The 12,679-nt window shown below is 58.0% G+C and carries 8 protein-coding genes and 3 pseudogenes; 1 reads left to right on the top strand and 10 read right to left on the bottom strand.

Annotated elements, in window-relative coordinates; translation table 11 throughout:
- Positions 1–461: 461 nt before the first annotated feature.
- Positions 462–806, top strand: coding sequence for a DMT family transporter (locus NKI66_RS32175; RefSeq protein ID WP_352754039.1), 345 nt, complete (start codon positions 462–464; stop codon positions 804–806).
- Positions 807–1,468: 662 nt separating this feature from the next.
- Here NKI66_RS32175 and NKI66_RS32745 read toward each other — a convergent pair.
- The 10 genes and pseudogenes from NKI66_RS32745 to NKI66_RS32120 form a co-directional block, all read right to left on the bottom strand.
- Positions 1,469–2,113 (bottom strand): annotated as a pseudogene (locus NKI66_RS32745) (transposase); the annotation flags it as partial.
- Between the two features lie 52 nt (positions 2,114–2,165).
- Positions 2,166–3,599 (bottom strand): amidase, encoded by a 1,434-nt coding sequence (locus NKI66_RS32160; protein ID WP_352754036.1) that lies wholly within the window; start codon positions 3,597–3,599, stop codon positions 2,166–2,168.
- Between the two features lie 263 nt (positions 3,600–3,862).
- Positions 3,863–4,900 (bottom strand): ABC transporter ATP-binding protein, encoded by a 1,038-nt coding sequence (locus NKI66_RS32155; protein ID WP_352754035.1) that lies wholly within the window; start codon positions 4,898–4,900, stop codon positions 3,863–3,865.
- Entirely contained in the window at positions 4,897–5,913 is a 1,017-nt protein-coding gene (locus NKI66_RS32150) for an ABC transporter ATP-binding protein (RefSeq protein ID WP_352754034.1), read from the bottom strand. Before NKI66_RS32150 ends, NKI66_RS32155 begins: the two co-directional genes overlap by 4 nt.
- Positions 5,910–6,803, bottom strand: a complete 894-nt coding sequence (locus tag NKI66_RS32145; RefSeq protein ID WP_352754033.1) for an ABC transporter permease — start codon at positions 6,801–6,803, stop codon at positions 5,910–5,912. Before NKI66_RS32145 ends, NKI66_RS32150 begins: the two co-directional genes overlap by 4 nt.
- 1 nt (position 6,804) lies before the next feature.
- Positions 6,805–7,743: an ABC transporter permease gene (locus NKI66_RS32140; protein WP_352754032.1), complete on the bottom strand. Its 939-nt coding sequence runs from the start codon at positions 7,741–7,743 to the stop codon at positions 6,805–6,807.
- 17 nt (positions 7,744–7,760) lie between these two features.
- Complete coding sequence (locus NKI66_RS32135) at positions 7,761–9,344, bottom strand: ABC transporter substrate-binding protein (protein ID WP_352754031.1); 1,584 nt, start codon at positions 9,342–9,344, stop codon at positions 7,761–7,763.
- Between the two features lie 640 nt (positions 9,345–9,984).
- Positions 9,985–10,280 (bottom strand): annotated as a pseudogene (locus NKI66_RS32130) (transposase); the annotation flags it as partial.
- A gap of 28 nt (positions 10,281–10,308) precedes the next feature.
- Positions 10,309–10,450 (bottom strand): annotated as a pseudogene (locus NKI66_RS32740) (IS110 family transposase); the annotation flags it as partial.
- 569 nt (positions 10,451–11,019) lie between these two features.
- The coding region (locus NKI66_RS32120; protein ID WP_352754029.1) for a CocE/NonD family hydrolase at positions 11,020–12,679 on the bottom strand (1,660 nt) is incomplete at its 5' end.

Below are 12,679 nucleotides of genomic sequence, written 5' to 3'. Positions count from 1 at the left end.
ATCACATCGATGACCTCTTAGATGCGAGCTAAGGCCAGAGTGCTTGCGTGATCGACAATATGGCTCCTCAACTATTCTGGCCTACGGCGGACCCTGATTCCGCGCTATCAGGTACCTCCCAAGCAGTGCCGGTCACCTCTTGCGATGCCGATTATCGTGAACCAGCGTGCAACGGCCGCATTCGTCGAACGGCGTCGCCACCTGGCAGAAAGGATCCGACGGCATCTCGAGCGGGTCTGCATCGAAACAACGGAGCTCTCCCGGTGCAAGCCATCAAAAAATGCGTGCATCACACAAACGAGCGATCTCAAAGACGAGGGCCTCGAACATAGAAGTCGCGCTGGAGGTTGGCATGAAGAACGCTTCCGATTTCACAAGAAACCTCAAAAGAGTGCACGGCCAAACATCGGCTCAGGTAAGAGGGGGAACATGCAATCAGAACCCCAGAAATTGACAAAGCTGTGAGAAACTCTCTTTCCAGCTATTACTGGCTCGGCTTCGCAATCCTGTTCGAGGTGACGGGCTCTACGTTTCTGCAGAAATCCAACCAGTTCACGAAACTAAGTCCAACTCTCGCCTGCATCGTCCTCTATGGAATTTCGTTCTTTTTTCTGACGCAAGCGTTGAAAAGCCTGCCGCTGGGCGTCGCCTATGCGATATGGTCAGGTTTGGGGATCGTGCTTACTGCGGCCATTGGCGCGGTCATCTTTGGGCAGAAGTTGGACACTGCAGCAATCGGCGGGATTATTTTGATCGTCAGCGGCGTCGTTGTTATGCAGGTTTTCTCGCACACGGGGACCCATTAAGTGAGAATATTGACATGATGGGCGTCTTTTCCGATCCGGGTCATATGAAGTTTGCTTACAACCGCAACAATGCTTTCGACGGCGCCTGCCGCAACGAGGACATAGCCCTTCCAAGGTCATCATGGCTTAGTCGATAAGCCAGCCTACCATTTTTTCGGATTCAAACGCCTATGGAATTTGTCAGCATGGCCGCAATATCTGTGACGATCAGATTCGCGCTTGGGCCGTCACCGGATGTTGCAACGCTTTGATTACCGGCGCTATGGCATTCGACCAACAGTGATCCTGCTTTGCGTGTGCTGGTACCTAGCCTTCTTGGGTCAAGGATTAAAGTCAGCAACGCATGAGCAGAACTCCAGGATTGTTTCGGCATCCAAGGCCTGACCCGGTTGCATGCCCGGCCGTGTCCGAGCACCATGAACCTCACATGCGGTCGCCGTTCAATACCTCCACCGCTTCCGGCGGGCAAGGGCTCAGAAGGATGAGACCATTCTACAAAACGGAATTCAGGCATGCCAGGTATCGGTTCATCCAACTGGGATCGACCAGGACTGATCGGGCCCCGGCGGATTACGGATTAGGGTCAAACAGCCTTCATCACGGCGCCTTCGATCACGATGCCGGCGGTCACATACTTCCAAGGTTGAGCAAGTTCCGATCTGATGGCGCAGCCATCGCCGTGCGGCTTGAACCATCGTCGTTCGCAGCCGCGGATTGCCGGATTTCGACACACCTTGCTCACGATCGACCGATCCGCTTTGCCAAGGCGTTGGCGCAAGGGCGCAGTAGGCCGACACCTGCCGTTGGTTGTCGAAATGGCGAAAGAACCATTCCGACAAAGCATGACACGGTCCGATCCCCTTCACGTTCAGCAACGTCGCGGCCGGGTGGGCGTTGCGGCGACTTGCCCCTCGACCAGCACGCGGCTCGCTCCGCCTCCACGGCATTGACTTGCTAGAGGCGCTTTGAGATGCGCTTGGCAGAGCTCGGCCGTCGCCGGTCCGCGGTTGCTCAAGTCGTGCCCGCCGATCGCGGCGCCGCGGCTCGTATCCGGAGATACCCCGTGCAACAACAATCCTTCGAGTAATGCGACGGCGGTCTTCCTCTTTCCGGCTGGGGCCTTGACTCATCGCCCACACCTGCGACTGCCGCGCTTGTGGGCCAGCAGCGTCCGCACCATGGCTTCGCCGTCGATCCTGTCGGTCGTCCCGCCGTCGTCGCCGAGATGTCGCGATCGAGGTGGGAGCGACGACGCTGCTTTCGATCCCTTCAGCCAGCAGTTCGCGGCGCAACCAAAACCCGCCGAGAACCAGATCCTTGGATCTCCGCCTTGACCCTGCGTCGGTGCCGAAGCCGATCTTATCCCGTTATCCCGGTAAAGACAGGCGGTCGCCGTTTTGTCCAAGGGATTGCCTGTTCCAAATCCCGCGCAACGCGGACAACAGTCGCCTCATCGGCGAAGCGGCCGACGATCTGAATCCCGATGGGCAATCCTTCGGTGCTGCAGAAGAGCGGCAATGACACCGACGGTTGACCGGTCACACTGAATACACCAAGATACTGGCAGAATCCCACCGCGTCCAAGGTTAGATACTCCTCTACCGACATGTTTTCAGTTGAGTGAGCATCATGCGGAACAGCCGTGCAAGGCATGGTAGGTGTCAGCAAGATATCAAAATCCTGAACGGCCTTTGCTACATCGAAACGTATTTTCCGGGCGTGTTCGAAAACTTTTTCTGCATAGGACAGCGGGAGATGCTTCGCCCTCTCATAGAATATAAGATTTATGTTTTCGAGTGTCGTTGCATCCACTTTTCGGCCGAGAGCACTTGCCACGGCATCTAGATTTCCACGGCCGAAATAAGTAGAGCCTGCGATAACCTCGCGATAATCCGAGGCAGAAAATGGCTGGTCGATTTCCTCTACCACATGCCCCATTCCCTCAAGCACTTTGGCCGTTTCCGCCACCCTGTCACGAATTTCCGGATCGAGCTTCAACTCGGCCCATGAACTCAATGCGACACCGATCTTTAAGCGGCCGCTCGGCTGCGAAAGCTCTTCAATGTAGTTGCGTTCTGGTCCGGGGATAAGGAAGGGGTCGCCCGGGTAGCTTCCGGATAGCACATCGAGCGACGCCGCCATATCGCGAACTGTTTGGCAAAGAACGAAATATCTACTGATACCGTGGCCTGGATCCTGGCGGTTAGGCCCGCCGGAGATGCGCCCGCGCGAGGGATTAAGACCCACCAGCCCGCAATAGGATGCCGGAATACGAATGGATCCGCCGCCGTCACTTGCTGATGCGATGGGGACGATGCCGGCGGCCACTGCCGCTCCTGATCCTGAAGACGAGCCGCCTACTGTCCGATCCAAATTCCAGGGATTGCGCGTAATTCCACACATTGCAGTTTCACTAAGGGCGGATACTCCTAATTCAGTTGTCGTCGTGCGGCCCACAATGCGCAAGCCCCCGGCCCGGGCCCGCTCAACGAAATAGCTATCAACGGTGGGACGGAAGCCTCGATAGAGCCGGCTTCCGCATTCGTAGAGTCGACCAGCTTCGGTTACACTAATATCCTTCCGCAGAAAGGGCACACCGCCGAACGGACCTGCATCTGAGCCAGGCACGGATTCCGCGTCCTCGTAGAACTCCACCACGGCGTTGAGCGTAGGGTTAACTTGATCGTGGGCCTCACGTGCGAGTTGGGCAAGCTCTACTGCGGTGACCTCGCGCCTGCGAACTAATTCCGCGAGCCCGGTGGCGTCATAACTGGAATATTCATGGAGCTTCATATGGGCTTTCCTTTAACCACTCTTCGAGAATCGAAGTGTTCATTCATTAGATGGACGTGTTCCCTCCGCCCAACCTCAACTTCATTCAGCAAGAGCCCTTCCGCCTAAAAACAGCTACCGAAATTGATTGATGCCACAGTCGGGTGGGGGAATCAGAGGTGAATCCTATTGCTCAGAGAGCGAAAAACTTGCTCGCTCCGCGCTTCTGCCAGTGATGGCAACCCAAGCTCCTGCCTGCAACATCCCAAGGCTTTCCTTAGTTATCATTTGGTTCCGACTGAGACAGGGTGTGACCGCTCCAAACCGGAGATGATTTCACGCTCGAGCGGGAAATGGCATCTGAAGCTGTGCTCCGCATCATCCGGGCTTGCTGAAGGTTCGGGGAAGACGCGGCCGCAGATATCCTGCGCGTAACGACAACGGGTGTGGAACTCGCAGCCGGATGGTCGCCTCAACAGGCTCGGCACCTCGCCCTTGAGCTCAATCCTATTGAGCACCGCATCCGGGTCAGGCTCAGGATTGGCCGCAAGCAGCGCCTCGGTGTAGGGGTGCCGCGGTTGATCGAAAATACGCTCGGTCGAGCCGACCTCAATAAAGCGACCGAGATACATGATCGCCATACGATCGGTCATGTGACGGACCACGTTAAGATTGTGCGTGATGATCAGGATCGCCATGCCGAGTTCGTCCTGAAGTCGCGCGAGAAGATTGAGCACCTCCCCCTGCACTGAGACATCAAGGCCCGCGGTCGGCTCATCGGCAATAATCAGGTCCGGATTCAGTGCAAGAGCACGCGCGATACCCACGCGCCTGGCCTGACCTCCGGAAAGCTGATGGGGATAGCGGCGAGCAAAATCCGCCGGCAAGCCGACCATCCGAAGCAGGCGCTCGGCTTCGCCTCCGGCATCGCGACGCTTTAATCCATGGATGCGAAAAGGCTCTGTCAGGAGCGATCGAACCGTCAGCCTCGGCGAGAGTGAGCCGATTGGATCCTGGAACATCATCGCCATACGCCGCAAGTACGGCTTGCGTTCGGCCCCACTGAGCTCCTCTATTTCCTGTCCATCGAAGCTGATGCTACCGCTCACAGCCCGCTGCAAGCCGATGATCGTGCGCGCGATGGTGGATTTGCCCGAGCCGCTTTCACCGACAAGTGCGAGCGTCTCGCCCTTGCGGATTTCAAAGGACACACCGCATACTGCGTCGATGAAAGGGGCTTTCGTCCCGGTTGCGAGCGCCTTCAGCGGACCCATGGTGCGGAAGCGGACGCGCAGGTCCTGAACCCGAAGCAGCGCGCTCATGCCGAAACCAACCGCACTTCGTCGAGGAGATGGCATCGGGCGACCTGATCCACGCCGATGCGATACTCAACCGGGTTGTCGTGCGTACAGCGGTTGTACGCATGTTGGCAGCGCGTGCGGAAGATGCATCCCACCTTGCTGCCGAGGAGACTCGGCACCTCGCCCGGAATGGTCGGCAAAGTGCGCGTGCTTTTTTTGATACGCCCAGGATCGCACTCAAGCAGCGCGCGCGTGTAGGGGTGAGCAGGATTGTGGAAGATGTCCCGAACGGCGCCCTGCTCCACCACTTCGCCCGCATACATGACAGCGACTCGGTCGCACAACTCGGCCACCGCGCCGAGGTGGTGGGAGACGAAGAGAATCGAGCAACCAATTTCTTTTTGCAGATCCTTGAGCAAATGAATGATCTGCACTTCCAGCGTTGCATCGAGCGCGGTGGTTGGCTCGTCAGCGACGAGCAACGTGGGTTTCACAAGAAGCGCCATGGCAATGCAAACGCGCTGACGCATGCCACCAGAGAAGTGGTGCGGATAGGCGCCGATACGGCTTTCCGGATCGGGAATTCCGACCCGGCGAAGCATTGCGAGGGCACGAGCACGCTTTTCGCTCCGGCTTCCTTGATCGTGGTGCTGAATATCGATCATCTGGCTCTCGATGGTCCGCACTGGATTGAGTGCGGTCATCGGATCCTGAAAGATCATCGAGAGACGATCGCCGAGCAGGCTCCGACACGCCTGAGCGGGCATTTTGAGCAGGTCCTTTCCTTCGAACAGGATTCTGCCGGCTACTACATCTGCGTTTTCGGAAAGCAGGCCCATCACCGTATAGGCGAGCGTCGACTTGCCGGATCCGCTTTCGCCGACTATGCCAACCACCTGTCCGGATGGCACATCGAGCGAAACGTTTCGCAGCGCATGAACACGGCCGCGTGGCGTCCCAAAGTCGAGATCGAGCCCACGGATCTCAAGAAGCGGTCGGGCGGACGTATGCGGTGTCAGATCATCGCGTCTCATAGGTCTTTCCGCAGCTTGGGATCGAAAATGTCGCGAAGCGCCTCGCCCAGAAACGTGAAGCCAAGCGTTGCGATGACGATGGGAATGCCGCTGGCGATCACCAGCCAAGGGGTCTGGTTGATGTAGCTATAGCCATCGTTGAGGATCGCTCCCCAGTCAGGCGTTGGGGGCCGCACGCCCATCCCGAGGAAGCTGAGACCTGCTTCCCAGGCGATGACCGCCGGCACGTCCATGCTCACGAGGATGAGAAGCGGGCCGATCACATTGGGCATAACATGCACGGCCAGGATGCGCGTCGTGCCTGCGCCCATGCTGCGCTCTGCGGCTATGTACTCACTGCTGCGTAGTGCTTGGGCCTGGGTGCGCACCACGCGCGCATAAATCGGCACCGACGTTATTGCGATGACAAAAATGATACTGGCCAGACTTGGTCCCAGAAGCGCGATGATGGCCAGCGCGAAGATGATACCAGGAAAGGAGCGGATCGTATCGAAGAAAAGCAAAAGCAAATTGTCGAGCCAGCGAGGACCGAATCCAGCAATCAGACCAAGCACGACGCCGACTGCCAGCGCACTGCCGAGGGAGGCGAAAGCAACGAGGAGCGGGATGCGGCCGCCCATCATGACGCGCGAGAACGTGTCGCGGCCCAACTGGTCCGTACCCAGCAGAAAATCCAGTGAAGGACCTGCTAGACGAGGCCCGACCATGATCCGGATCGGATCATGCGTGATTATCAGCGGAGCGAAGATCGCAGCTGCTGCTATGAGTATAACAAGCACAGCTCCGAGCACGCCCAGGCGGTTTTGGCGAAATTGTCCCCAAAAGGTGCGAAAGGCGCCGGTAGCCATCGCATCGTTGGGTTCGGGACGGATGGCTTCAACGATCACCATGTCAGAGCTTTTCCCGGGTTCGCGGATCGAGGAATGCATTTATCAAATCGGAGAGCGTCGTGGCGGTGACAATAAGGAACGTGGTGACGAGCACGACGCCCATCACAATCGGATAGTTGCGGGTATTGACCGCATTCACAATCAACGCCCCGACGCCAGGTCTCGCAAAGACCACTTCGATAAAGACTGCGGACGAAAGCAGCCACGCGATGCCTACCCCGAGTATGGTCACGGTCGGCAGGATCGCGAGCGGCAGCGCGTATCGCGCGACGATGCGCCATTCCGAGATCCCGAAAGAGCGGGCCATGCGGATGTGGTTTTCTCCTAGGATCTCGAGCATGGATGCCCGTACCAGTCGGGAAATGTAGCCGACCCATCCGATACCTATGGCGAAGCTCGGCAGGATGAGATGAATAACTCCGTCCGAGAAGCTGTTGCCGACACCGATCGCCGGCAGCCAACGGAGGCTGACAGCAAAGATCAGCAAGGCGTAGACCGCCATGACAAAGGAAGGGATGGCGATGGCGCCCACCGCCATTACGGCGACGACCTGATCGACGATGGAGTTACGCCGCACGGCCGAGTAACAGCCAAGCGGTATGGCAACCGCAGCTGCCCAAATGATCGAGGCCAGGATCAGCTCGATCGTATAGGGCAATTGCTGGAAAACGATATCGGCAACAGGTTTACGGCTGAATACGTCGAAGCCGAGATCGCCGCGGAGCAGCCCGCCGAAGAAAGTAGCGATCTGCACAACGAGCGGCTTGTCGAGCCCCATCTCCTGATGTAGCAACGCCTTCATTTCGGGGGTCGCCCGTGGTCCGAGCAGAATCGCGGCAGGATCGCCGGGTACCGCTCTGATCATCAGGAACAGTAGCGTCACCGCGATCGCAATGATTGCGAACGCGAGGACGGTCCTTTTGAGGAAGTACAGCCACATGCTAGCTACACCTAAGCCTAAATCGGCTTGAAATCGACGTAAAGCGCTCGTCCGTCAGGACGGGTTGCGGCCTGCATTCGCGTGTTGCGATATATAGCCGCGTCGCCCCCATGGGTCAGGAAGCGGAATGCGCCGGATTGCTCCATGATATCCTGCATCTCGTAGTATAGCTTCGCCCGCTCGTTCGGGTCGTTGATGGTGAGCGCCCTGTCGTTGAGCTCGTCGAAGCGGTCGCTGCGAAATCGCTGCCAGTTCCAGACGCCGACCTGACTACTCACGAAGTAGCCAGTTGCAGGAGACGGATCGGGAAAACCATCGAACTTCATTACGAAGAGTTGCAGGTCCTTCCAGCGGTCGCCTTCCGATTCCATGCCAAGGCTCCAGTAGGAGCCAGAATCCTGGGTATTGACCTGGACCGTTATGCCGATCTGTGACAATTGCGCCTGAACCATCGCGGCTATGGTCGAATCTGTGCTCCCGTTCAGGCAATCGATGGTCAAGTTCAGATCGCTCACACCCGCCTTTCCCAAGAATTCCTTTGCCTTTGCGACATCGCCTTCCGGTGGGACGAGTGCCTTGTCGCGATGCCCAACAATGCCCGGAGCAATGGTGCCTGTTGCGACGACGGCGTGACCTGCATAGGCAGCATCCAGGATCTGCGGCACATTGATTGCCCATTGGATCGCCTTGCGGACATTAATGTCCTTCAGCTTCGGGTGATCCATATTGATGCCGATCCAGCCGTAATCCAGCGAGGGCTTTTCCTCAATCGTGGTGTCGGCGAGTGGCGCGTCCTTGAACGTCGCTAGCGAATCCAGACTGATATGGGTGAAATCGATATCGCCAGCCTGATAGGCGCGTTCCGCCGACTTGATGTCGCTGATCGGCAGAATGCGAACTTCATCAAAGCCCGGCTTCGGGCCTGACCAATCCGGGTTGCGGGTCAAGAGCAGATACTGGTTGGGCCTCCAGTCGGCGACCAAATACGGGCCGGAGAAAGCTGGCGGCTTCAGGCCGAAATCACCGCCGTCCTTGGTCGCCTTCATCACCGCATCTTCGGAAAGGATGTGGCCAACCCCAAACGGAAGGGTGAGCATCCAAACAGGTACGTAAGGAGCTTTGAACACAATTACGCCGGTGTGATCATCCTCGATCTCGACACGGTCGAACGAACCCCAATCAGGTTTCGTCGGCGAATTATGCTTGATGACGCGCTCAAAGGAGAATTTGACGTCCTTGGCAGTCATCTCGCCGTGACCGCCGGTAAACTTGATGCCTTTCTTCAGACGAAAGCGAACATGCGTAGGGTCGACCTGCTCGATCTTTTCCGCCGCCTCCAGCTCCCAACCCCATTTGGTGCCGGGGGTGTAACGCGTGAGCTTTGAATAAATGCAATTCATCACCGCGACATCGGTTTCACCGTGGTAGAAGCCGGGATCGAAGGTTTCGATATCACGAGGGGAACGCGCTTTGAGCACTTTGCCTTCGGCCGCCCAGATGACTTGCGACAACGGCATGCCGCCAGCGACGACCCCCCCGCCAAGCACGGCGCCGGTCTTGAGAAAGGACCGGCGGCTTACATTGCCCATGGTATTTTTCATGATCTGCTCCCATTTTGATTTTGTTAGTCGATAACAGTCACAGCGAAGGCTTGCATCAAATTCAGAGGTCAGCTGGTTGGAAATGAAGTCACGCTGGCGTAAGGCCGTAGTTCCCATCCCGGCCATTCGCCGGGCCGTTTTACACCTAGGAACGCTAGGGGCCCGGGAGCAACAAAACAACGGAATAAAAAGTTATGTACCGCACGACTAAATGTTATCTGGCGATGACGGCACTGTAGGCCCAGCTGTCTCGTTGCACCCGACTGGTGTTGCCCGCACATATTCGGCAGCGACGCTGGCCAGATCGGATTTACGTCTGCGACCTGTCAATTGCGAAGATCAGGACGTCGTCTCCTTCAATGGCGGTATCTGGACTTTCCAAATGATGTTTTCGGCCAGTGAGATAGCTTCATTCAGGGGCCTTATCCAGGTGCCTTCATTGAGCTAATCGCTTCCCAAATGACGCCAGCCCGGACTGGACCATCGTTGGATAACTATTGGACGAAACTCCAGACGAAACTCCGGTCCAAGCCAGCGGGCCCCATTCAAAGGTGACCAACGGTAGGAGGACCAATGCTAGTCGTCCAGATCCAAAAGTACCTCGTTACCAGATACTCCGGAGTCAGAATGCGCGGGGAGAGAGATGCAGCAGCATCGTGAAGCGCGTCGTGCGCTCGACCAGCGTGCCGATGACCGAGCTGCCAAGGCCCAGGATAAGGTTCCCTCCCAGGGCCCTGGCACCGCGCGACCGGCCGCTTCGGGACGCTGGCTGATCGTGATCTCCACGAGACAAAGCCCTTGCCTCGCCTGCGGACGCGCTCCCTCAGCACCCGCAGGCGGTGAGCTCGCGACGTAGCGCTCCGCGGCCCTGAACGAAGAGGGCCTGATAGATGGGCCTTCGGGACTTATGTGCATTGTCTTGTCGTCCGGGAAGTCGATCGGCATGCGCGGGCGATCTATGCACCGCGTCTGGAACCCAGATTCCCTTCAATTCTCCGGCCGCAGCAGCCGCGCTAGACTGACCGCATCGCGCCGTTCGTCTTGACGCACGCGCCCGGGCGCTTGGGGATCAGCGAGGGCGCAACGACATCGCAGTGCTGACCGAGCTCGACGAGGATGCTTTTTCTCCAGCTTGCGCACGAAACGCTCGACCGCCGCCGGCCTCGCCTCGATCTCGCCGAAATACCGGACCTCCCCATTGCGGCCACCCTCGAGCAACCCCCGTTTGCTTAACAGCTGCAAAGACTAAGGGCGGGCCGCCGCTCAGACCACGGTCATAATGTCTAGGCGGTCGTCGCGCGATACTCCAACTCGCCGCTGCGCGTGGCTGCATTGCGCGGCAGTTCACGGGATATAGTCGAGGCGGACCGACCGGCCGGCGCCGGTGACCGACGGCTTTGATGTGTCAGTGGTATTGGATACTTTCGCGCCCAGGTTCTCAGCCACCGAGCGAGGAGGTCTTCCCGACCTGCAGCAAATCGTATCAATCCACAACGCGCCGATGCTTGAGTTCTGTAACGACCTCATTCTGGCACATCCATGCCGTACAGGCACCGTCAAAATCATGCGGCGACCCAGCGCCGACCGCGAAGAGAAGCGATTGACCCACGGAGCGACATCCTCCGGAAAAGAAAGCAGGAGGAGCTTGACCTCGACGCCCCCAATCAGAGACCTGCTAGACCAGCCTGCGCGGGATTGTACGATTCCAGATCTTGGTGAAGACCTCAGCGTCATGTTCGAAGGCCTGGATCTGACCCACAAATAAAAAGTCGTCTTTGGTAACGCTCACCCGCAGGCGACTCTCAACGCGGCAGTCCCAGTCGCCACGTTTGTACGCCGTAATTTTTTGCGCGTCGATCGTGGCGCTGGTGGGATCGTGGTCAAGTATTTCTATCACCTCGCTTCGTGTCGTCCACATCTCTGTGCCGATGGCGTCAATCCGAGATCGTCCGTCGCCTTGGGCGTTGCGTATCGTAAGTTTGCTCGTTGTGGCGTCCCATTCAGAGACTCTGGTAGGCTTTGGCGCTTCTTGCAAAATGGTTCGTCCGGAGGTCGGTTCCGGCACAAAGGCCGGGCCGAACGGCTTCAATTCCCTGTCCTCGGCCCGGGGCGGTCGTACCGGCAGCTCGAGCTCGGACCGACCGGCATAAACCGTCAGCGTCACCGGCTCAGGGGACGGCCAGTATGTTGGCCAACGTGAAGTCGACACGGCAACACGAATGCGCCTGCCCGATTTGAAAACATGAGCGCAGTCCTGCAGCGGCAGGCGGATGCGATAGCGTTTGCCGGGCACCAGCGGCTCAGGAAACTCATGACTGTCCCGGTGGGTCAGATTGAGCACATCATAGGTAATTCGCTTCGACAGGCCGTCCGACTCAACTTCATTGAGACTGACGGCCAAGAGCGCAACCGGCTTGTCGACCGACAAGTCGAGAGCGACCACAGGCGCGCCGAGAATCTCGAAATCCCCCTCGAGCGGCTCGGAATCTAACGTCAGTGAGCGAGCGTCGTCAATTCGCTGATCGGTCGGAGCATCCTCGATAAACGGATGCCAACCAGGGGCCGTTGTTCCGACCGTCTGCAAAGGCTTGAGAACACGCGCCGTTTCAGCACCGGCATCGTTCTCCAGTCCGTCCTTGGTGAGATAGAATTTACGCGGCGTGATGCGCGGCGACGGCCAGGTTTCCTCGGCCACCCACCGGCCGGGCGTCTCGTGTACGCCGCGCATTACCGGTTCTTGCTGCATCCAGACCCGATACATCGGCTCAGCCATAATGCCGGTATCGATGTCCTTGAGCCAGTAATCCCACCAACGCAGCGACTCAGTGAGCCAGTCTATCGCTGGGCCCGGATCTCCATTGTTCGGATATTGGTGAGCCCAGGGGCCGACAAGTCCTTTTCGCGGACATTTGAGGTTGGCGAGCATGCGCGGAACCGTGCGGTGAAAAGGATCTAACCAACCACCTACGGCATAGACGGGACATTGAATGGCATCGTAATTTCCATCGTCCTCATTGAGTGACGCATGCTTCCAGTATGCGTCGCGGTGCTGGTGGGTAAGGTGGATCATGGGATAATACTCGACGTTATTGAGGCGCTCCGTCCACATGTCGCGCCAGCGGTCGCCAACAATGGCCGGATCGGGAGGACTGCAAGCTATGACGGGGTATGCGGGACCCCATGTATTCCCGAACATGTCCATGTTGATCAAACCACCGCCGTAGGGCTCTGTGGTATAGCGGTCCTCAGTCGAGCAAACCGTGATGATCGCCTTGAGCGCAGGTGGACGTCGTGCAGCCACCTGCAGTGCACTGTAACCGCCCCAGGAAATCCCG

It is taken from the genome of Mesorhizobium sp. M0518, assembly GCF_040321125.1.
In the GTDB taxonomy this organism is placed as follows: domain Bacteria; phylum Pseudomonadota; class Alphaproteobacteria; order Rhizobiales; family Rhizobiaceae; genus Mesorhizobium.
The sequence above is the reverse complement of the archived record's forward strand: the minus strand, read 5'-3'. Positions and strand labels throughout refer to the sequence as shown.